The organism is Rubripirellula amarantea, from assembly GCF_007859865.1.
In the GTDB taxonomy this organism is placed as follows: Bacteria; Planctomycetota; Planctomycetia; order Pirellulales; family Pirellulaceae; genus Rubripirellula; species Rubripirellula amarantea.
The window spans coordinates 1,607,792-1,629,893 of sequence record NZ_SJPI01000002.1 but is presented as its reverse complement, the minus strand read 5'-3'; the positions used below and the strand labels follow the sequence as shown (position 1 = coordinate 1,629,893).

The 22,102-nt window shown below is 54.4% G+C and carries 17 protein-coding genes; 8 read left to right on the top strand and 9 right to left on the bottom strand.

The window, feature by feature from the left end:
• Positions 1-123: 123 nt before the first annotated feature.
• From Pla22_RS19520 to Pla22_RS19500, 5 genes are all read left to right on the top strand, one after another.
• Positions 124-2,409: an NfeD family protein gene (locus tag Pla22_RS19520; RefSeq protein WP_146516406.1), complete on the top strand. Its 2,286-nt coding sequence runs from the start codon at positions 124-126 to the stop codon at positions 2,407-2,409.
• Complete coding sequence (locus Pla22_RS19515) at positions 2,409-3,008, top strand: NfeD family protein (RefSeq protein WP_146516405.1); 600 nt, start codon at positions 2,409-2,411, stop codon at positions 3,006-3,008. The genes Pla22_RS19520 and Pla22_RS19515 overlap by 1 nt, the downstream gene beginning before the upstream one ends.
• A 134-nt stretch (positions 3,009-3,142) precedes the next feature.
• Complete coding sequence (locus tag Pla22_RS19510) at positions 3,143-3,622, top strand: hypothetical protein (protein ID WP_146516404.1); 480 nt, start codon at positions 3,143-3,145, stop codon at positions 3,620-3,622.
• Positions 3,623-3,936: 314 nt separating this feature from the next.
• A complete protein-coding gene (locus tag Pla22_RS19505; RefSeq protein WP_165440756.1) occupies positions 3,937-6,402 on the top strand; it encodes a DUF1588 domain-containing protein in 2,466 nt (821 codons plus the stop codon).
• A 56-nt stretch (positions 6,403-6,458) separates the two neighbouring features.
• The gene (locus Pla22_RS19500; RefSeq protein WP_146516402.1) at positions 6,459-7,793 is read left to right on the top strand and encodes a DUF1552 domain-containing protein; all 1,335 of its coding nucleotides are present in this window, start codon (positions 6,459-6,461) and stop codon (positions 7,791-7,793) included.
• Positions 7,794-7,876: 83 nt separating this feature from the next.
• Here the strand turns inward: Pla22_RS19500 and Pla22_RS19495 are convergent, their stop codons facing one another.
• Entirely contained in the window at positions 7,877-8,350 is a 474-nt protein-coding gene (locus tag Pla22_RS19495; protein WP_146516401.1) for an FxsA family protein, read from the bottom strand.
• A 189-nt stretch (positions 8,351-8,539) separates the two neighbouring features.
• Here Pla22_RS19495 and Pla22_RS19490 point away from each other — a divergent pair, with 189 nt between their 5' ends.
• A complete protein-coding gene (locus Pla22_RS19490; protein ID WP_146516400.1) occupies positions 8,540-9,328 on the top strand; it encodes a ThuA domain-containing protein in 789 nt (262 codons plus the stop codon).
• 6 nt (positions 9,329-9,334) lie between these two features.
• A complete protein-coding gene (locus tag Pla22_RS19485; RefSeq protein WP_165440755.1) occupies positions 9,335-10,222 on the top strand; it encodes an alpha/beta fold hydrolase in 888 nt (295 codons plus the stop codon).
• On the opposite strand, the gene Pla22_RS19480 is transcribed toward Pla22_RS19485, so the two are convergent.
• Together Pla22_RS19480 and Pla22_RS19475 are read right to left on the bottom strand one after the other, a co-directional pair.
• Positions 10,184-11,230, bottom strand: coding sequence for a DUF6807 family protein (locus Pla22_RS19480; RefSeq protein WP_146516398.1), 1,047 nt, complete (start codon positions 11,228-11,230; stop codon positions 10,184-10,186). The two genes, Pla22_RS19485 and Pla22_RS19480, sit on opposite strands and share 39 nt — an antisense overlap.
• A complete protein-coding gene (locus Pla22_RS19475; RefSeq protein WP_146516397.1) occupies positions 11,205-12,590 on the bottom strand; it encodes an asparagine synthase-related protein in 1,386 nt (461 codons plus the stop codon). Before Pla22_RS19475 ends, Pla22_RS19480 begins: the two co-directional genes overlap by 26 nt.
• 735 nt (positions 12,591-13,325) lie before the next feature.
• Between Pla22_RS19475 and Pla22_RS19470 the strand changes: the two genes are divergently transcribed.
• The gene (locus tag Pla22_RS19470; protein ID WP_146516396.1) at positions 13,326-14,774 is read left to right on the top strand and encodes an RNA polymerase sigma factor RpoD/SigA; all 1,449 of its coding nucleotides are present in this window, start codon (positions 13,326-13,328) and stop codon (positions 14,772-14,774) included.
• A 12-nt stretch (positions 14,775-14,786) separates the two neighbouring features.
• On the opposite strand, the gene Pla22_RS19465 is transcribed toward Pla22_RS19470, so the two are convergent.
• The 6 genes from Pla22_RS19465 to Pla22_RS19440 form a co-directional block, all read right to left on the bottom strand.
• Complete coding sequence (locus Pla22_RS19465) at positions 14,787-16,451, bottom strand: CehA/McbA family metallohydrolase domain-containing protein (RefSeq protein ID WP_146516395.1); 1,665 nt, start codon at positions 16,449-16,451, stop codon at positions 14,787-14,789.
• Positions 16,452-16,461: 10 nt separating this feature from the next.
• Positions 16,462-17,247, bottom strand: a complete 786-nt coding sequence (locus tag Pla22_RS19460; RefSeq protein WP_146516394.1) for an SDR family NAD(P)-dependent oxidoreductase — start codon at positions 17,245-17,247, stop codon at positions 16,462-16,464.
• Positions 17,248-17,296: 49 nt separating this feature from the next.
• Positions 17,297-18,343 (bottom strand): phenylalanine--tRNA ligase subunit alpha, encoded by a 1,047-nt coding sequence (gene pheS, locus Pla22_RS19455; protein ID WP_146516393.1) that lies wholly within the window; start codon positions 18,341-18,343, stop codon positions 17,297-17,299.
• A 6-nt stretch (positions 18,344-18,349) separates the two neighbouring features.
• Entirely contained in the window at positions 18,350-18,715 is a 366-nt protein-coding gene (gene rplT / locus Pla22_RS19450; protein ID WP_146516392.1) for a 50S ribosomal protein L20, read from the bottom strand.
• Positions 18,716-18,911: 196 nt separating this feature from the next.
• Positions 18,912-19,133, bottom strand: coding sequence for a large ribosomal subunit protein bL35 (locus Pla22_RS19445; protein WP_146516391.1), 222 nt, complete (start codon positions 19,131-19,133; stop codon positions 18,912-18,914).
• Between the two features lie 266 nt (positions 19,134-19,399).
• Positions 19,400-21,826, bottom strand: a complete 2,427-nt coding sequence (locus tag Pla22_RS19440) for an ATP-dependent helicase (RefSeq protein WP_146516390.1) — start codon at positions 21,824-21,826, stop codon at positions 19,400-19,402.
• Between the last annotated feature and the right edge of the window lie 276 nt (positions 21,827-22,102).

Genomic DNA, 22,102 nt, shown 5'->3' with positions numbered 1-22,102 from the left:
TCTTCTGGCGACCTATAATGCTGGTGGATGGCGTTACGTTAAGGCTAACTACACATGATTGAGCTGGAACTGTACGCAGACGCACCGGTTAGAAATCAGTTGCTCTAAGGAGGAGAAGTGCAAATGTTGATGGATTCCCCGCCGCGTTCTGCGCCCCGTTTTCGTTACGTGCGAAGGGGTGTTCCGACGCAAGCGGCGAGGACTGCGTACTCAACCATTTTGATGCTGGCGGCCGTGTTCTTCGCCGCCATGCAATTGCGTTTGCAAGCGCAGGACCAAGAGGTCAAGAATGGATTCCTGGTCGACGTTCCCGTACCGCTTACGACGCAACAGGCGTCCGATTTGGTGAGCCGACTCGAGAGGCTAAACGACGACGCGGGCGAAGATCAGCGCCGAACCGTTGTGTTTCGCTATGGATCCGAGGACGTCGAGGGATCACGGATTTCGGACGCTTCGTCTGTCGACGAAACTGCCTTTGAAGATGCGCTTCGCCTAGCCCGAGCGATCACGGGGCCAAAGCTACGGCGATTGAAGATCGTTTCGTGGGTCACTTCCGAAGTATCGGGGCATTCGACCCTGCCCATCATTGCGTCCGACATGTTGCTAATGGGGGAGCGTGGAGTCATCGCGAGTGCGAACTCTCTGGACGCATCGGGTGAAGAGACGATCATGCTGAGCTATTTGTCGATCGGCAATCGTCGAGAATTATTTCCCGACGCGATGATCAAATCGCTGTTGGATCCCGACCTCGAACTTGCTTGGGCTACCAAAGTCGGTGGCGAGAAGTTGTTTGTGTCGGGTGAGAGTCTCGAACAACTTCGCCAAGAAGGCAGCCTGCTCGACGAAGAGGTCTGGAGTCAACGAGGTGAATCATTGCGTCTCGATGCTTCGAAGCTTCGCAAGGCTCGCATTGCCGCTTCAGTCACAGACTCAGAAGACGAAGTTGCGCAATTGCTCGATCTCGCCACGCTCCGGAAACAGAATGAATCCGTGTTTGAAGGCGAATCGAAAGCCGTCTTATTAGAGATCACGGGGTCGATCGCCAGCAATCGTAGTCAGCGTTGGCGAAGCAACCTGGCCCATTCTTTAAAAACCCCTGGTGTCAACACTTGGCTGATAAGCATTGATTCAATCGGCGGTTCGCTGGATATCAGCGCGACGATGGCGTCGTTATTCAGTGATCCGAAACCACCGCTGCGCACGGTCGCCGGGTTTGTCCGCGGTGAAGCCCGCGGTGACTCGGCATTGATCGCTCTGTCTTGCAAACCACTCTACCTGAAGCCTGATTCGCGACTTGGCGGCCCCGGCGCGGAAACGATGTCGATGGATCGGGCAAATGTTTACGACGAGTTGATTGAACAAGTCGCCGATTCGGTAAATCGGCCTGCGGCGTTGATTCGCGGGTTGCTCGATCCGACGTTGGATGTTTACCGGTACACCAATCAAAAAACGGGAAGAATCCGCTTTGCGACCGAAGCTGATATTGCCGATGAATTGGCGGACGGTCGAGTCGGTGACGGAAATGACAACCCGCGGGGTCCAGCGGATTCGGTTTGGCAGCGTGGTGAAAAGATTGAACTGGGCGAAGGCATTTCCGCGAGTGAAGCGGTTACTTTGGGATTAGCTGAGGGAGAAGCAGAGTCGTTAGCGGCGGCATCCGACAAGCTCGGCTTGAGTGAAATTCCTCAACCAGTTGCTGACCGCGGCTTGGTTCGGTTGGTTGAACGACTAGGGCGAAGCACTGGCCTTTCCATATTGCTTTTGTTCATTGGGTTTTCGGCGCTATCGACTGAAATGAATTCGCCCGGGCTGAGTTTCCCTGGCTTCATCGCACTGATCTGTTTCGCCATGTTTTTCTGGATGAAGTTTTTGGCGGGGACAGCAGAGTGGTTTGAGTTGCTTGCTTTATCGCTCGGATTGATCTGCATTGGGATAGAGATCTTTGTTCTGCCCGGGTTTGGCGTTTTTGGAGTCGGTGGACTCGCATTGACGGTACTGGGAATTGTCTTGATGAGCCAAACGTTTGTGGTGCCAACCAACACGTATCAGATCACGCTGCTGAGCAAAGGCATCTGGTCGGCTCTGGCGGGCGCCGCTGGGATGGTTGGTGGATTCTTGGTGATGCGCATGTTGTTCCCTCATATTCCATTGTTCAAGCACTTGGTCATGGAGGCCCCCGATGGAGATCGACTGGATGCATCGGAGCGGTTAGCGGACTACAGCTATCTTGTCGGACGGCAAGGTTTCACAACGACCCCTTTGCGTCCATCGGGGAAGGCTCAGTTCGATGACGAAATTGTGCAGGTGATGAGCGATGGAGGATTGATCGAAGCGGGAGCGCTCGTGCGAGTGAGCGACGTGCATGCGAACCGCGTGGTTGTGGAATTGGTCGAACGGACGGATCCGTAATGACGTTGATTGTGATTCTTATCTGTGCGTACCACGTGATGCTTGTGGGAGAGTTCTTTCTTCCAACGGGCGGGACGATGGGAATCGCTGCCGTTGTATGCTTTGCGAGTGCCATCGCGTTCGCGTTTTCGTATGGTTTAACCACTGGCGTGGTGGTGACCGCACTTCTATTCACATCGACGCCGCTGGTGTTGTCTGCGATGGTAAAGGTATGGCCGCACACTCCCATCGGTCGACGAATCTTGAATCGTCGTCCTGGTCAGCTAACCGACGTGAAGACTCCGCGTCACACTCGTGATGGCAAGGATATTGCTGAGTTAGTGGGGCAGGCGGGGATTGCGAAAACCGATTTGTTGCCCAGTGGACTTGTCGTCGTGAATGGCCAGAAATTTGACGCGCTCACTTCTGGCCCCCCCATCGACGCAGGATCGACGATCGTGGTAACAGAAGTGGTTGCCGGCAGAATCCACGTCCGATTGGGGACGGAGAGCACCGCTATGCCGGTCGGTTCTAAGGTAAACGAGAACGAGCCATCATCCAATGTCGCGCTTTCGCCGCCTGCTCTTGAACAATCGCTCGAATCTTTGGAAGACGAATAGCCCGTGGCGTGAGTGCTGGTTTGCCACCTAAATCGCGAAAAATCAGGCGAAAAGGGTGATGCGCACTTCGGACCCCGTAATTAGACTGGCGTATGCGGAGGGTAAATTCGTCCAATCGATACCGAGGTTTCCCAGTGAAGTTTCAGACCGCTCTCTCCGCGCTTTGTGCATTTGTTTTTGTCGTCGCATTGTCACCCGGCGCCACGTCTGCCCAAGACAGACTCCGCTACCCCGATGAGTTTGTCGACGGTTTGTCCAAACAGGACGATATACCTCGGATCGTGCTCTCCACCGAGCGGGGCCGAGAGCTTGTCGATCAACTCAAGCAACTGCGATTTGCTGAATCCACATTCGGGCCTCGGCACCCGTCCGCAAAGTTTGTCTTGAACGACATTGCAACTACGAAGACAAAGTTGATGGCCTTGGCGAAGGAAAAGTCCGCCGAGGAATCGGGATCGGCGATGGCGCTTAGCAACTTGAATACGTCGAATATCGCGGCCTCGGTATCGGAAATGTCCGAGTCCGAACTCCGCGTACTGGTCGTGCGTTTGATGGACCGAATTGATCAATTGCAGGCCCAAATTGAAAAGCTGCAAGCTGACGTCATTAACTGACGCATGTTCAAGCGGTGGACGCAAGGTCACTGCGTAGCCTTAGCGGCTCGTTCCGGCACGCTGGGAGGGGTTTAAGGTGCGGGGCGATCCGTTGGTGGCTAATTGTAGGGTTGTTCTCGGCAAACTTGCCAATTCTCCTACAATAAACGACTCCGATACTTTGCCAGAAAGCGTGCTTTGATGCTTAAATGGTGAGGTTAGCAAATCCATTTGCTTCCATTCGGCCCCGCCCCCTTCACTGCGCCCTCTCCATGCTAAGCATCTGCTGCCCTCGGGCTGTTGCGTGTTGCCTCTCCTTCCTGATCTTGGCCTCGGTGCCAAGTACCTTTGCCGCAATCGGTGCTGAGCCAGCGGTAGCAGATCAGTCGGACGACGGTCACGGCAGCCTAACCTTCGATATCGAACAACTGCGTAATCAGTTCGAAGATCATTGCTTTGGATGCCATGGCGATGATGCCGAGGAAGGCGGGTTTGCTTTTGAGAAACTCGCGTCGGGCGAATACGGCAATCAAACGATTGATCGTTGGGAAGCCGTTTGGAAAAACATCCGTGCGCAGACGATGCCGCCGTCCGAGGAAGAGCAGCCTGAATTGCAGCAGCGGAACCAGTGGATTGATTTCATCAATCGCGAAGTGTTTCGCCTTGATCCCGAAAACATCGATCCGGGAAAAGTTGTTTTGCGTCGGCTCAATCGAGCCGAGTACAAGGCCACGGTCCACCAGCTGACGTCTATGTCGTTTGACACCAGCGAAGAGTTTCCTGCTGATGATACGGGGTACGGTTTCGATACGATCGGCGAGGTGCTTCATATCTCGCCCGTGCTGTTAGAAAAGTACTTGTCGGCAGCCGAGCAAATCGTTCAAAAGTCCATTCCTTTGGATGGCCGTACGCCCCTTGAGTCTCGCTTTTGGGCGGACCACTTTCATTCCGATAAGCCCGATGGTCCCAAGAAGAGTCAGCGAAGACTCGATGGTGACACGACGTTCCACATGGTGGAAACGCTTAAGCATCCCGGACGCTATCGGTTAGAAGTCGAATGGGAACTTGATAATTCGTGGACCACTACGAAGCAGGAAGCCAATGTCACGCTGCGATGGCACACCGACGATGGCGAGCCAACGAAGCTGGACGAAGCGCGATTGGGCTTCGCGTACGAGCGTGGTGGCAAATTGGTAGGTGATGTGGAAGTGGGTGATAAGCCGGTTCACATCAGCATCGAATTGGTCACGGTTTGCGACGACGCCAAATCGACTTTGCCAGAGCAGAATCAAGACGTTCCCTACTCGTTTCGTTTGGAGTACGCGGACTTCATTGGCCCGTTGGATTCTGACTTGAGCGCGTATCGCACTGGGACTCGCATACTTTTCAACGGTCCGCCCCCAGGGGATGCCGATGAGGAAAAGCTGGACGCAATGACGAGGGAGGTCGTTGAACGTTTCGCGCTTCGTGCCTACCGACGACCTGCGGGCGAAAAGACAATCGATCGACTCGTTGGGATAGCTCGAAAGACCCGCAGTGAGCCAGGATCCTCTTATGAGCGTGGGATCGCGATGGCGGTGAAGTTGATCTTGGCGTCCCCTCGATTCATCTTTCGTATCGAAGAGCCCCTTGGCGACGATTTGGTTGCGTCAGTGCCTGATTTCTTCCAAAAGTCATCGTTGGGAGTGCCGATCGACGAGTACGCGTTGGCGACGCGATTGAGTTACTTTCTGGGTTCATGTCCGCCCAACGAGAACCTGCTGAACGTTGCCCGTGAAGGCAAATTGCGCGAAAATATCGATCAAGAGCTGACTCGTTTTTTTGAAGCGGATGAGTGGCAGCTTTCGCAAGGTATCGAAAACTTTGTTGGCCAATGGTTGCTTACCCGCGACGTGATGGACAAGCCGATCGAAGCGAAAATCGTTTTGGCCTTCCGCGATAATGACTTTGAACTCGATTGGCGTGTTCGAAGTGCGATGAAGAAAGAAACTGAAATGATGTTTCAGCACTTAATCGAGGAAGATCGGCCTGTCCACGAGCTACTCAATGCTCGCTACACATTCCTGAACGGACCGCTCGCAAAGTTCTATGGGATTGATGGCGTCGAAGGCAACGACATGCGTAAAGTCGACTTGCCTGAGGATTCCAATCGCCGTGGTCTGTTGACTCACGGTTCGATTCTTATGGTCACTAGCAACCCAACGCGTACCAGTCCCGTCAAGCGTGGATTGTTCATACTTGAAAACTTACTTGGAACGCCATCGCCGCCGGCGCCGCCAAACGTTCCTGAGCTTGAAGCATCAAAGAAAGGCGAACTGAGTGAAGCATCGCTGCGTGCAGTGCTCGAACTGCACCGTTCTGACGCGGCATGCGCATCATGCCATAGCCGCATGGATCCACTGGGTTTAGCCCTCGAGCACTACAATGCGATGGGGCAATACCGAGAGGTCGAACTAGGGATGCCTGGATGGCGCGGTCGTCCAGCATCGCCGGATCAACCGATTGACCCTCGTGGTGAATTGATGACCGGAGAAAAGTTTTCATCGGCATTGGAACTTGCCGATATATTGGCTAACCAGCGACGTGATGACTTCTATCGTTGTTTGGCCGAAAAAATGTTGGTCTACGCGATCGGCCGCGGACTGACGCACCAAGATACGTTAGCGGTGGATCAGATCGTGCGAGACATGCACGAAAATGACGGCAGCATGCGTTCTTTGATTCGAGCGATTGTGACAAGCGTGCCGTTCAACTACATGCCCAAACCTGACGCCGAAAGAGTTGACTTGGCTGGCCGATAAGCTTCGCCGTAGTCTCGCTTCCTTCATCTTCAACCTACGTTTTTAGAATCAATTTAATGAGCTCATCGCGACGAACTTTTTTGAAGGCCTCTGGTCTTTCGGTAGCATTGCCGTTCTTGCCGAGTTTGAATCACCGGGCCTTCGCCACCGCGGCCTCTGCTTCGGCGGAACCCATGCGGATGTGTTACGTGTACGTTCCTAACGGCGTCAACATGCAACATTGGCGTCCAACGGGTGAGGGAGCTGATTTTGGATTCAACCGATCGACTCAGGCGCTCGAACCGTTTCGCGACAAGTTGCGTTTCATTACGGGGCTGGAACACCGTGAAGCGTACATTCACCGAGATGGTGGCGGCGACCACGCGCGAGCGAGCGCGACGTTCCTGACGGGAGCACGGCCTCACAAGACTGCGGGAGCAGACATTCACCTCGGCGTATCGGCAGATCAATTCGTTGCCCAAAGCATCGGTGGCGATACACGTTTGCCGTCACTGGAACTATCGTGCGACGGCGTGCGCAAAAGCGGGGCCTGCGACTCGGGATACTCTTGTGCCTATCAGTTCAACATTGCATGGGCCGACGAGCGGACGCCGGTTTCGCCGGAATCAAATCCACGGTTGGTATTCGAACGATTGTTCGGTGACGGCGATCACGGAAAGCGATCAAAAAACTACGCCAAGCGTCAACAGCGGCAAGAGTCCGTTTTGGACTTCTTGAAAGAGGAAGCTGACTTCGTTGCCCGTCAACTAGGCGTCGAGGATCGTCGAAAGGTTGACGAGTACCTGACTGGAATCCGAGAAATTGAAAATCGCATCGAGAACGCCGAGCGTTTCGGGTTGCCAGAGGATCCGAACTATCCGACACCTGCGGGGATTCCGGAAAAGTACAGCGAGCACATGCGATTGATGATGGATGTGATGTCGTTAGCTCTCGCGACCGACACGACTCGGGTTGCGACTTTGATGCTTGCCCATGACGGCAGCAATCGATCGTTTAGCGAGCTTGAAATCGGTGACGGTCACCACGACCTTTCGCACCACAAGAAGGACGAAGAACGACTGGAAAAGATCGCTCGGATTGATGAATTTTATGCACGTCAGTTCGCTCACCTCCTTGGCAAGATGTCTGAAACCAAGCTCAGCGACGAAAGCACGTTGCTTGATAAGACGTTGCTTGTTTACGGCAGCGGGATTAGCGACGGAGATCGACACAATCACGATGACTTGCCGGTGATCTTTGCAGGCGGTGCGTCGCAGGGGATCAAGGGCGGGATTCACCAGAAGCTTGCTGAAAAGACGCCGATGACGAACCTGCACTTGGAAATGATCAATCGCATGGGCGTTTCTGCGGACACCTTTGGCGACAGCACAGCGAAGTTGGATCTGGCCTAAACAGCAACTTCTTGGCTTCGAAATCGTCGTCTACCATTCGAGTTCAGTGTCCGAACTTCGCACGCTGAACTCGCAGTCTTGCACTAGGCTTTGCGCTCGAAGGCAGCGGCGTCGATGGTATCGCTGCGGCGCGTACGCGGCGGATTGGGTGATCGACTGGTTTGAACTTGCACGCGAAAGCTGCGGAACAATCGCGGCAGAATGTGTTTCCGCATGAATTCGCGGCCACGAGGAAAAAGCAGCGTGAAGCCTACGGTGTCGGTGACCAACCCGGGGGTCAGCAGCAGGGCTGCGGCAAAGGCAATCATTAATCCGTCCTGGATTTCTCGACCCGGAAATCTAGCTTGGCTTAAGTCACCGCCCAGTCCAATTGATTCACGAAACCGCTGCCATGCGATCGCGCCTTCGCGTTTCGCCAGCACGGAACCTAGAATTCCTGTGGATATCACGGTAGCGATGGTCACCCAAATGCTGGTGGCTTCCGCCAATTGCAGTAGCAAATACAGCTCAACAAGCGGAATGAGGGTGAATGCGAGGATTAACTTGATCAGAAGCATGGCAGTGGTCAAATTGGCAGTGGTTGGGACCTTAGTTTAAGTTAGCAGTTGCCGTGCCATGTTTGTTTCTGCGTAATTTTGTTGGTGGATTTGTGACGCGGCGCAATTGTCTCTAAGCTCTTGTCTAACCAGAGCCCCCGAGGCCGCGAATGGTCTCTTCCCCGCCCCTTTTTCTTCTGAGGTCCTTCCTTGTTCAAACTTCCTAGTTTCGCTGGCATGCTGATTCCCGTCTTTGCCATGGCAGCTTTGCTTGTTCTTGATCCGAGTTTGACTCGAGCGGATGAATCCGGAAAGCCAGAGATCCGTGCTCTGTTAGTGACAGGCGGATGTTGCCATGATTACGAGAATCAAAAGGTCATCATTTCAAAAGGGCTGTCCGAGCGAGTGGGGTCCATCAAGTGGACGATCCTGGACTACGCTGACACGCGAGAGACCAAGGCTGAAATTTACAGCAAACCCGATTGGATCAAAGACTTTGACATCGTCATTCACAACGAATGCTTCGGTGCGGTTGAGGAGGCTGAGTTTGTTCAGTCGATCGTAGATGCGCACGTCGAAAATGGCGTGCCTGCTTTGATGGTGCACTGCTCGATGCATTCCTACCGCACCGCGCCGACTGCGGATTCATGGCGTGAGTTGATCGGTGTGACCAGCCGGCGACACGAGAAAAGCAAACGATCGTTGACGGTTGTGCCAACCGAAGCTGGAAAGTCAAATCCGATCACCCGAGCGCTTGGTGAGTCTTGGGATACGCCCAACGGTGAACTCTACATCATCGAAAACCTTTGGCCGGGAACAACTGTCTTAGCGACATCGCACAGCACCGAAACCGGCAACGAAGAACCGATCATCTGGACCAACACGTTCAAAGACGTGCGCGTGTTTGGTACCACCTTGGGACATCACAATGTCACGATGGAGTCCGAGCAATGGCAATCGATCATCGCTGAAGGATTCAAATGGGCTCTCGCTAAGTAGATGCAATTGAGTATTTGCGAAGACTCGATCAAAGTAGGTGCGCATGGCAATCTGCATGGCCGACTTTGGTATCGGGCGAGCGATCGTGATAGCGATTCGAATCAGCCTGACGCTGTCTTAATCACGGTTCACGGGCTGGGTGATCACTCCGCCCGGTTTGCCGAGATGGCCCATCAGGTGATTTCAAGTTCCAACGCTAAGATTGCCGTCGTTGGATTTGATTTGCCGTCTCACGGTCAATCGCCCGGCAAACCAGGATCACTTGCCAAGTTTGACCGCCTGTTGGCCGACATCGCTGCAGTGCGTCAATCGGTGGTCGAACGTTTCGGCGATGTCCCGCAAGCTTTGTTGGGACATAGCATGGGCGGAAATTTGGCGGTCAACTACGTCCTGCGACAATCGTCGGTCGATTCGTCGATGCCTCCGCTGTTGGGATTGGTGTTGGCGGCACCGATGTTGTTGCCACCCAACCCGATGCCTCGTCCCATCATCTTTGCGGCCTGGTTGACGGGACATCTATTTCCGTTCGTCAAGTTTGGCAAAGCTATTGATGTCCACGCGTTGACTAGCGATCCGCAAGAGATTGAAAAGATCAGGCAAGACGACGCGATGCATTCACGAATCACGTTGTACTTGGCGACACAGCTAGTGTCGCAAGGGCGTTGGGCTCTCGACCATGCTCGCGAAGTTCAGATCCCTACGCTGGTGCTTTACGGTGGCGAGGATTCTTTGATTGACCGGAACGCGTGCAAAAATCTTGCCATCCGAATCGGAAAGCCGGCGACGTTGGTGTCGTGGCCTGAAACCAAACACAGTCTCTTTCACGATCTGCGACGCGATGACATCGTGGCAAGGCTAGTTCAGTGGCTTGATTTGCAGTTGGTCGAACGGTAATTCAGCGAACTGCGTGGCAAGTGCTTGAAGTGCTTCGTGGTCTGGTGGGCCATCGAATGCTGCAAACCGAAACGCCGATGTATAGGTTGATCCGGCTTCAATTTCAAAATCGCCCAAGACCATTGGCGCGAAACAGAAGTACGGATCATTGGGATGAACTCGCACGGGCTGAGGCGATCGGAAGTTGCCGGAGTGGCTTATCGCGGCAAGTCCGCAAGGCTTACCGTCAATCTCGCCGTACATCACGACATACTTGGGACGCGAATGGTTGCCTTGTTCTCGGTCCTGGTGGCGATCGTCAGTGATGGTTGATTTACCATCCATCCACGCATTGGGACCTCGAACACACATGGCACCATAATGGTATTCCTTGATTGTCAGCGGGACGTTCATGACGTTGTGCTGCTCGGACACAAGGTCCATTACATTCATCGTAGGGTGGTCGACGCGTTTGATCTGCCACGTCTCGTCAAGTGCCAGCTTTTCCTCGCCGTTTGAATCGTCCGGCAATTCGATGTGTCGTAACTTTGCTCGAATGACGCTAGGTTCGGCAATCAACAACTCTGCGTGTTCCACTCTTGCTTCAAGCTCAGCGGCGTTCCAGAAATCGACCGGGCGGCCGTTAATATGGGAGCTAGTCCAGGCGAACATGAGCCCGTGTTGATGCTCGTGTTCGATCGGGAAATCGCAAGTCACAGCGATTCCACTGGGCGTGCAAAACGGGTGAATGAAACCGCTACGATTGAACCAAGGCTCGTCCGGATTCGGTGCGACCTGAGTTTCCGCATGGTAGGTTGCAATGACGCGGTCGCCATCACGAAGCGAAACTGATGAGGGTTCCGCAGCACCAGACGAAGCGATACCTAAGGTTGCCAACGCGACTATGACTAAGCACTTCAAGCTGTTCGAGGTCAAGCTGGCGATCATCAAGTCATTGCGAGAATGATTGGCTGGCATCGGCGTCATGTCGGCTGGCATCGGCCTAGCGGTAAAGTTGAGCAAACGCATCACGGTACTCCTGGGGATCGGCGGGGAACAAACTCTGAAAGCCCACGTCGTCGATAGCGCCGTGTTGAAATCTGCGTTTGGGGAAGATTGGCATCTCGACACCGGTGATCGCTTGAATCCCCGCTGCAACGACTTGCCCTTTAAGTGCGTAAAGTTTTTCGTGGTCCCAGTCCGTGAGGTCCACAAAGGGAATGCCTTCGGCCACTTCGATCACCTGAGGCATTGCGTAGGGCGAGAATCCACGAAATCCAAACTTGGCTGCTGGCGCGCTGGTGCGCACATGGCCGCGACTTTGACCGCCGCTGTAGACGAGCGAGTGCTTTACCGCATTCACGCCCCAGCCCTCTTGGTACAGCATTCGATTGCCCAGCACGCTTTTGATCGTGAGCTCCGGATTGTCTTCGATAGGATAGTCCTTCAGGTTCTCGTCACCGCCGTCGCCGTCGACCATGTGAATCCAATCGGGATAGCGTGAGCGTACCTCTTGAAGCAACGCACACGCCATCGTGGCGGATTCTATGTCCAGCGGCTTGTAATCCTCGACGATCTCGATCGCCTTTCGCCACGACACTGTTTCTAGAGGCACTTCGACCGTTTCCAAATACATCGGCGATCCGATGGCATCGAGAAATTTTTGAGCCTGCTGAACATCTTCGGGATTCAGTGATTTTTTGTCGCGAGTGATCGAAAGCGTGAAGGCCTTCAATCGGGCCGGGGATTGGCCTCGTCGTCGCAGCAGGAAGTCGAGCACGACCAACACGCTACCGCTATCGATACCGCCGCTAAACAACACACCAATAGGTTCATCTTTTGGAAGCGTTTCGAGCCACGCATCGCAGACTTCCGCCAAACGCCCGATATAGGCCTGTCCCACCGATGCAATGTTGGCTGGCAAGCGGTTTCGCGGAGGAGCGAAAAAGCGGGTGAGTGTGGGGTTTGGATCGGGGCAACCAACTAATTGCAACTCAAGCAGATGATGCGCCGGAACCATGCGGGTGTAAGCGGGGTTGAACTGATCACCCAGACCTTCGGATTCTAGCTGTGCCGCAATTTCGTCGATTCGCTCTGCAATGATCAAGGCGGGGCCTTCGACTCGCTTGGCCAAGAAGTACCGCATCGGACGTCCGATCGAACGTGCCATGCGAATCGTCTTGCCCGATTGTTCGCAAATCGCGAACTGCCCCATGATGGACCGAATTCCCTCGACGTTTCCAGTGCGTACCGCTTCGCGAGCTTGATCAATGGTCGTGTTGAGCAAAATATCGCCAGCAGGATCAAGCAGGTTCACCACTCGATCAATCAATGCCGCGGGTTGGCCTTGGAATTGATTTGGTGGGTTAGCAGAAGACGCAGAGGACATTGGGAACTCGGCAAGTGCGAAGGAGAGGAAGAGAAGAAGACCAGGCGATCATCAGTCGAAGGACGGCTTGCGAAAGCGAAGTAGTTTAACGGGCTCGATCGCATCGATGTAGCGGAATGAGACTCCCGCGACGCGCTAGTTTGTATTTTTGCGAAAGCAGATACACGAAAGGGTTTTCGCGTTCGCGTCAGTGTTGCGCACGCATCGTGGTTCGTCCTAATGTCTAGGAGCCTTTTAAAGTTATTGGTAGTCAGCGATCTCGGTTTAAAGCATGGATAGTCGCAACTTCGCTGGCGGTATTTTCACCTCGATGTGCATTTCGCCTTAGTACGCACTGTCCGAATCGTTTGAAGAAAATACAAGTCATTGTTTCACTGATCGAGACACCGGTAGCCCATGGGGCAAATCGCTACACCGTCGCGAGATGCGTCGCAGAGTTCGACTGCTGATCGCTCTTAAACCGCTCAAAACGACCTCGAAACTGACCCTATCGCAATCCAAACGATCACGTTTAAAGCAGATGCAGGCCAATAACAAAGAGCTACTCTCGAATTACCCGATAAGCACCTATCCGGCGCGAGATTTGCATCATTGTTGTGTTCTCCTCTGTAGCCTGCCAGGGCGAAATCGGAGCTGGAAACAAGCACTTGTGATTTGATTCACAGGTGAACTTTTCTGCCTCGTTGATCGTCTGACTCATCGTTGACAACCTCCCCGCCGAAAGACGCAAAGACAATGGTTTCTCTATACAACCCCGACTTCGACCCCATCGCTCTTGACGTCACAGCCAGCGTCGTTGGCGGCGATGTCACGGCTTCGCGTGTGTCTAATCCTGGACGCACCAAGTACGCGGACGATCAAGCCGATACGCTTGGCTTGTACCTGGAAGAGATCGCGCGAACGAGTTTGTTGACCAGTGGCGACGAATACGCATTGGCGGTCGCCATGGATGCTGCGAGGGCGCAGTTCCGTCGCGAGATGCTTCGCATTGGTTTCGTCGCCGACGCGGTCATGGAAGAACTGCAGGCAGTCGTTGACGGGGACTCGCGGATTGATCGCGCACTCGATCACAGCGTCGCTGACGCAAATTCGAAGAAGGCGGTCATTGCGTGCTTGCCACAGAACTTGAAAACGGCGCGAGGCCTACGCCTTTCGCTTCGAGAAGAGTTCAAGGCTGCTGCTTCGCCCAAGACATCACCACGCCGACGCAAACAAGCATTCAAACAGTTCCTGAAGCTTCGCGAACACTCGATCGAGTTGATCGACGAATTTGAGCTTCGTTTGACCTTCCTTGAAGAACACTATCAAGATCTGCGACCTGTTGCCGTTAACATCGGCAACAAGCGGCGATCGCAACCGTTGACGCCTGATGAGTCGCTTGTGCTTCGTCGAAGCATGCATTCACGCCGTGGATTTTCGCGTCGCATTCTGCGTATCGAGAAAGCGTACAACGAGTATTTGGATCTGAAGAGCAAGCTCGTCGAAGCCAACTTGCGGTTGGTCGTTTCGGTTGCCAAGAAGTATCGAAACCGAGGATTGTCATTCCTGGATTTGATCCAAGAGGGTAACGCTGGTCTGATGCGAGCCGTTGAAAAGTTCGAACACCGCCGCGGTTTCAAATTGTCGACTTACGCGACTTGGTGGATCCGTCAAGCGATTGGCCGTGCTGTGGCTGAACAGGGACGAGCCGTCCGGGTTCCGGCGCAAGTGATCAGCGAGATGAACCAGATCGGACGCGAGAAAACAAAGTTCGTTCAACAGACGGGACGACAACCTTCAAAGATCGAACTCGCGAAGATCACCAACACCAGCACCGAGCGACTTGCCATCCTCGAGCGTATCGCTGAGACACCGGTCAGCCTGAACCAACGGTCGGCAGTAGGTTCGCAGCAAGAGTTTGGTAACCTGTTACCCGATCGCAGTAAAGCTACGCCGTCGGAAACCGCTGACGCGGTTGAACTTCGTCGTCGTTGCTCTGAATTACTAAGCAAGCTAAACGAACGTGAACAAAAGATCTTGAGAATGCGTTACGGGTTTGGGACTTACTTCCCGCACACGCTTGCCGAGGTCGCAGCGGAGTTCCAACTTTCGCGCGAACGCGTTCGTCAAATTGAACGTGCTGCGATTCGCAAGCTTAAGAATGAGGGAGCATCTCGCTTCCTCGGCCAATTCTTGAGTGCCTAGTCGAGCGATCATCTACGGCCGGGCGTATGTCGCGCGGCTGTTCCAGAACTTTCGGGCTCTTTGAACATGCGGAACATGCCTGGCGATTTCATCGTCAGGCATTTTTCGTAGACGTGCTTCGTATTCTTTGAGCCAGAGTTGGAAGAAATCGACGCTCTGCTGGTTCACACGAGGTTGGCCATCGAATACGACGTACCAGGGAGCACTCATTGCAGCCCGAAAGTGACCTTCGTAACCGGTGACGACGCGGATCATAACCCAGCCGCTTTCCTTGATGTTCATCAACGGAATCACGCCACCTGCTTTGGCAAACTCGTCTAGCTTCGCCGAATAGAAGATCTTGCCGTTGTGGATCACATCTAAGTATTCCACCGGGTCACGAACCGCTAATCGTAGTTCGGGACGCAGTTGCAGTACCTCGCCGGTAGATGCGTGAAACGTGTGTCCGGGAAGCTTGTCGCCGAGCGATACTCGCAAGCATGGCCCGTTCGTTGCAACGCTGTGACCGCTCCAAACCGTCCGCCACCATTCTTCGGACGATGTTGGGGCCCTTGGCGATTCGACGGCTTGGTCACCGTAGGCGTCGGACATGGGCACGGTCGCGTAAATGCGGTTGTATCCAATCGGGGACTTACCTGAATCGTCCCCACTTCCAGCTAATGGCGGGATCGTCAGGCCGCATTCGAGCATGTGGTGATATATCGTTTCCGCCCACCGACCGACCGCGAACGCATCGCCTTTGATTAAAGCCTGAGTTGGGCGACCATCGCGAACACGCATCACGTCTTTATCGAGTCTTATCCAATCACCCAACACAAAATGTCCGTCGACGCTTTCGGTAGCCAGCCAAACTGGCAAAGGCCATGCGAACGGATTTTCGATCGCGACTTTTACACCCGGCGTTTCTTTAGCCTTTAAGATCCGTTCGACGGGAAGCAATCCAGGTTCTAGCTCTGGTTTTCCGTAGACGACAAGGCCATCGCCAATTGACGCATCGAATTGTGTCCAAGCCGGTTCGAAGTCAACGGATTCTTTGGGATCACGCCCCGGTATCGCTCGAGCGGGAATGTCTTGGTCAGTGGCAATGAGGTGCAGGTCTTCCGACGCCATCCGCAGTGGCCAACTGTAGTCGCTCGCCGGAACATACGCATCGCCGCTGACCCAGCCTTCGCTGAACATGTCCACCATCCGAGGCAGCCCCACATGATGGTCGTCGAGGCTGGTTTTCTCGAGCGTGAAGCTTCCGCTGATGATTCGGTACTCAGGCCCTCGAATCAAGCGGAATTGATAGTTGCCATCGGGCAGAGCCAGTTCGCTGGATCGGTCGATGACGAAGCCCAAGCCCGCAGGAACCGTTTTGCGAACGGGCATCAATGTCTTACGAGAACCCGGCTCGTCATTGCCACGTTGCCGATCGGGACGCCACAGTTCGCAGCGACTGATCAGCGGGGCGTCGGATACTTCGTCACTGATCGAAAAGTTCAAGATTCCGCCGTTCGCCAAGCATGGCGAAGCGGTGAACAAGAGCAAGGCCATCACGACCCAAAATCCGCACGAGCCAAACACCGGTGTTATCGATGATGCCGCCGACAATGGGTCAAGCAAACCTGAACGTGGATCATTGCGATGCAACGCAGCACGTGCGTTTTGTTCCGCTAGATCCGTCGTGGCGTCCATGCGATGGGCCTCATGCCTGGGGGTTTTGTTCCAATCGATACATTTCTCGAAAGGGTAACTGTATTCCGCCGTCGATGGTTAGCGTCGAGCCGGTGATGTACTCGCTAGCTGGATCGCAAAGGAAGGCAACCCCGCGTGCAATGTCCGAGGGCTGGCCAAGTCGGCCCATGGCGATTTTCTTGCCCTCTTCCATCAGTGTTTCTTCTTCGAAGAATTTGCGTTCGCCCGGGGTGTCAATCCATCCTGGGTGAATCAGGTTGACGCGGATGTTGTGTTGGGCCAATTCACATGCCGCCGTTTTTGCCATCTGGTCATTGGCGGCTTTGGACATGTTGTAGGCCATCGCACCTGGGATCGGCATATGAGCATGCGGGCTGCTGATGACGACGATGTTGCCACCGTTTCCGGCAGCAACCAGTTTCTCGGAACCGAAACGCGTCATGTAGAACGCGCCCCACATGCTGATGTCGATTGTCTTGCGGAACTCATCGAGGTCCGATTCCAACATCAAATGACGATCGCTGTAGGCCGCATTGCTGACCACGATATCGAGGCCGCCCATTTTAGCGACGCATTGATTCATCAAGTCGCGGACATCGGATTCGCTTGAAACATCTCCGCGAACTTGGTGAGCTTTGCCGCCCACTTTTTCGCAGGCTTTCACCGCATCGCTTGCGTCGCCTATATCGAAGATCACAACCTCGGCACCGAGACGACACAGTTCGACGGCGATTCCGAGGCCAATGCCGCGGGCAGCACCGGAGATAACGGCTCGTTTTCCGCTCAAGTTACTCATCAGCAATCAATCGGTGGGGAGGGAAGCGAAGTCGGGCCGCGGTCGCGCGCTAGAACTGGCGCAAGAACCGCAGGTCGCCGCTGTATAGATCGCGAATGTCGGTGATTCCATGACGCCGCATGCACAATCGTTCGACACCGAGGCCAAAAGCGAAGCCTGAAACCTTATCGGGGTCATAACCGACCGCCTTGAACACATCCGGATCGACCATGCCAGCCCCGCCAAACTCGATCCATGAACCATTCCAAAAGAAGTCGACTTCGACGCTTGGTTCGGTAAACGGAAAGAAGGAAGGGCGAAAACGAATCTCGACGTCGTCACCAAGATAGTTATTGGCGAACACTCGCAACACTGTCTTCAGGTTAGCCATGGTGACATTCGTGTCGACCAACAGACCTTCCATTTGATGGAACATCGGGAAGTGTGTCGCGTCAGGTTGGTCCGGCCGATAAACGCGGCCCAGCGAGATAATTCGAATGGGCGGCTGAGTATTTTCCATCACGCGAATTTGCACGGTGCTGGTTTGACTGCGAAGCAAACGCGTGCCCTCAACGTTCTCTCGTTTGACACCCTTGTCACCCGCCATCGACGCTGCCGATGCAAGGTAGAAGTTATCAAGCGGATCGCGAGCGGGATGATCTTCGGGGATATTCAGCGCCACGAAGTTGTGCCACGGGTCTTCAACCTCGGGACCCTCAGCAGCCTCAAAGCCCATGCGGCCCATGATCTCCATCAAGTGATTGATGGTTTGCGTGATTGGGTGAACGTGGCCGATGTTGGGCCGAACACCAGGCAGGGTTGGATCGAAGGTGGGGTCGATGCCGTCGGGACCATCATTGCCAAGACGCTCTTGCGACTGGGCGAATGCGGATTCGACGTTGGACTTACAAGCGTTGAGCTTTTGCCCGGCAGTGGGCCGATCGGATTTATCGATCGTGCCCATTTGCTTGGCTACATCCTTGAGCACACCGCTTTTGGCACCCAGGTATTTGACGCGTGCCTCTTCAAGTGAATCGATGTCCGTGGCTTGCTCGAATGCGGCCCGGGCTTCGTCTTCTAACTTGCTGAGGGTCGCGACGAAAGAATCGAGCGACATGGATGGTTAAGCAGCTTTCGAGGCGAGAGCTTCTTTGACCTTATCGCAGACATCTTTGAAGCCAGCTTCGTCGTGAATAGCCATCTCGGACAGAGTCTTACGGTCCATCTCGATGTTGGCCAGTTTCAGGCCGTAGATGAATTCGCTGTAACGCAGGTCGTGTTGGCGAACGGCAGCGTTGATACGAATGATCCAAAGCTTGCGGAAATCACGTTTGCGAACGCGACGATCGCGGAAGGCGTACGCACCACTGCGAAGCAACGTTTCTTTGACGCTGCGGATCAGCTTACCGCGGCCGCCGTTGTAGCCCTTGGCTCGCTTGAAAAGACGCTTCTTTGCCTTATGCCGAGTTGATCCGGTAGTAGTCCGCATGACAGTGGTTCCTTAGAGATTGCTTTGGTTTTTGCGTTTGACCGATTCAGGCCCCGGCCACCACGGATGAAGAATTACTTCAAGGGTGCCGAAGTTTTGCCCAATCGCTTCGAATTCAAAAATCGTTGTTGGAAAAATAGTGAAAGTGTGAGTCGCCTGTTTCAGCGACATCGACGGTCAATGGCGACCGTTGAAATTAGTAGCTGTGGCCGTTAAGCGAAGCATGAACGGTTGGTTCCATGCAGGTAGCCATCGCGGTGGTACCACGAAGGTTTCGCCGACGCTTAGCTGAGACTGCTTGAGCCAAGTGACTGGTTCCGCTGCTGCGGTGCATGGCCTTGCCAGTTGCACTCAGACGGATCCGCTTCTTGGTTCCCTTGTGAGTCTTGATCTTTGTTTTCTTGGCTTTGCTTGCCATGATTATCTACGCTTTCTGTCCGTAGGGTGACTATGAGGTGCGTCCGGCAGATCACTCGCCGAAGTCTTCGACAGGCCTTTCGACACCGCTTTAGCGTGGAAAAGTTGTCGGATCTGGATTTGTCGAGTCGCAGAGGATACAGCAACGTCCTGGCAATGGGAAGTGGGAACGGACCCGCTTCCGCGGTACTTTCTGCATCGTAATTTCCCGCTTGAGGCCGGATTCGACGGGAATTCAAGCTGTATCGGCGTGCCACCGGCACAGCGTTAGGGCGAATCGACCAATTCAAGCTTGGCGTAAGCCAAACGAAAGCTGTGTTCCCCATCATCAAATTGGACCTTGGCAGTTCGCTTGGGGCCGCGGCCGGTGACCGCGATTATCGTGCCTTCGCCATGTTCGCCGTGCCGCACCTGGACTCCCTCGCGATAGGCCGTCAACGGCGTTGCACCACCGGAAAGCATATCCGCCCCTGTCTTCAGGCCGCTCAGAATCATCTTCTTCTTGGGCTTGGATGATACCGAGGACGCTGAGGTCGGCGGAGCAGGAACTTGTGCGGCTTCATCGACGACGTTCATCAGGGTCGGCATCTCGCTGACAAAATCAGTGTCGTCGCCGATCGATCCGGAACCCTTACGGTGAGCGGCTGAACCAGCCTGGTCGATATCGCCGAGATCGGAATCCGCGCCATCGCTATCGCTCAAGTCAGGCAGGTCCCACGAATCAGGGTAGCTTTGGTCGAATTCCTCATCGAACCAATTGCGTTCGACTGCGCTTTCGATCCGCTTGATGTCCTCGAGCGGAAGTTCGTTAAGAAAGGGGCTCGGAATTACCGGCCGAATATCGCCTCGCACCGCCCGTCGCTTACATAGGCTCAACTGCAATCGTTGTTCAGCCCGCGTGATGCCGACGAACAATAAGCGACGCTCCTCTTCGAATTCTTGTTCGGTGCTCTTGGATCTTGAATGCGGTATCAGGTCGTCTTCAACGCCGATGATGTACACGCATGGAAATTCCAGGCCCTTGGCGGCGTGAAGCGTCATCAGGGTCACGCGGTCGGTCGATCCATCCAACGCGTCGGTATCGGCCACCAGTGCTACTTGTTCCAAGAACGCATCAAGCGATCCGTCTTCGGGATGTCGGCGGTCAAACTCCACCGCTGCGGTAACGAATTCGTCAACGTTCGCCATCGGGTTGCTGTCCTGCTGTTCCACCATCGACTTTTCGAGATAGGCTTCGTAGCCAATTTCTTCAATCAAGTAGCGGATCAGATCTTCCAAGGTCGCGGTCGCTTTAATGCACAAGCGATCGTATATCGAAACGAATTTCGTAACTGCAGATGCCGATCGTTTGGCCAACCCTTCGATCGACGACGCATGTCGGGCTGCTTCGAGCATGGGGATGCGATGATAATCGGCATGAGCACGAATCTTCTCGATCGTCTTCGCACCTACTCCACGCGTAGGAACGTTAACGACTCGTTGGAACGCGACATCGTGATTCGGGTTGTTGACCAAGTGCAGATAGGCCAACAAATCCTTGATTTCGCGACGTTGATAAAACTCGACGCCGTTGACGATTTGGTACGGCAGCGCGCGAGCACGGAAGGCGTGTTCAAGCGAACGGGTCAACGCGTTCATGCGGCAAAAGACGGCGAAATCGCTTGGCTTAAGACCTTCGGTTGAGATCGCGGCGGCGATCTCGTCAGCAATTCCATCGGCCTCTTTATAGCCGTCCTCGAAAATTCGAAGCACGACGGGGTCGCCTTCGGGGTTATCGGTGAACAGGTCTTTTTGTTTGCGTTTTTGATTGTGACGAATCAGTTGATCGGCTACTCGCAACACATTGGGTGTGCTGCGATAGTTCTTTTCCAATCGAACTGTTTTGACGCTCGGATAGTCCTTTTCAAAGTCAAGGATGTTGTTCAGGTCGGCACCACGCCATCCGTAAATGGATTGATCGGGGTCGCCGGTAACCGCAAGATTGGGATTGTCGATCGAAAGGGCGCGTACGATCGCGTATTGGGCCAGGTTGGTGTCCTGGTATTCGTCAACCAGGATGTATTTGAACTTGGCGTCGAGTTCTGCTCGTACTTCGGGGTTTTCGCGAATCAGTCGCGCGATGTGAAGCAATAAGTCGTCGAAGTCGACGGCGTTGGCGGTCAATAGTTGTTGCTGATAAACCGGGTAGACCTTCGCCGCGATGGTATCGCCCGGTGTTAACGAATGGCCTTCCATCATCTCGGGCGTGATCAAACGATTCTTGGATCGGCTGATTGCCGCCGCGATTTGCTCGGGTGACGCATGAGTCGTCGATACGTCCGCCGCCGCGATGGCTCGTTTCATCGCTTGCTTGGCATCGGACATGTCATAGATCGAGTAGTTCTCGCTCAGTCCGACCATGCCACCGTAGCGTCGCAGCAATTGAGCGCAAAACCGGTGAAAGGTTCCCATCCAAACCGGTTGCCCAGGAGCGAGCGCGTCGACTCGCGACCGCATTTCTTCAGCGGCTTTGTTGGTGAACGTCAAGGCTGCGATTTGCCAGGGACGAACTCCGTTGGCCAGCATGTGAGCGATTCGATGTGTCACCACCCGAGTCTTTCCCGACCCAGGGCCAGCCAAGATCAGCAGCGGCCCGTCCACGTGCGTCACGGCTTCTCGCTGGGCATCCGTCAAGTCTTGGAAGATCGCATCCATGTCGGGTTGGTCCGAATTCTCGAGGCTTAGGGGGAATTGAACGAAGTATAGCGTGTCACCTCAATGTTCATCATCGCCCCCAGCGGCACTTCTCGATCCCCGCTTTGCCGGTATCTCGCGTCCCCGCTTCCCCGTTTTCGCCTTTGTCTACCTTTGCTTGGCGGAATCCTGGTCGTGCTAGCTTGGCTCTGCTGGCTTGGTCCTACTAGCTTGGCCCTACTGGCTTAAACAAGACTCAGGCTTACCGCTTGATGGCTGCGCATTCGATTTTTGTTC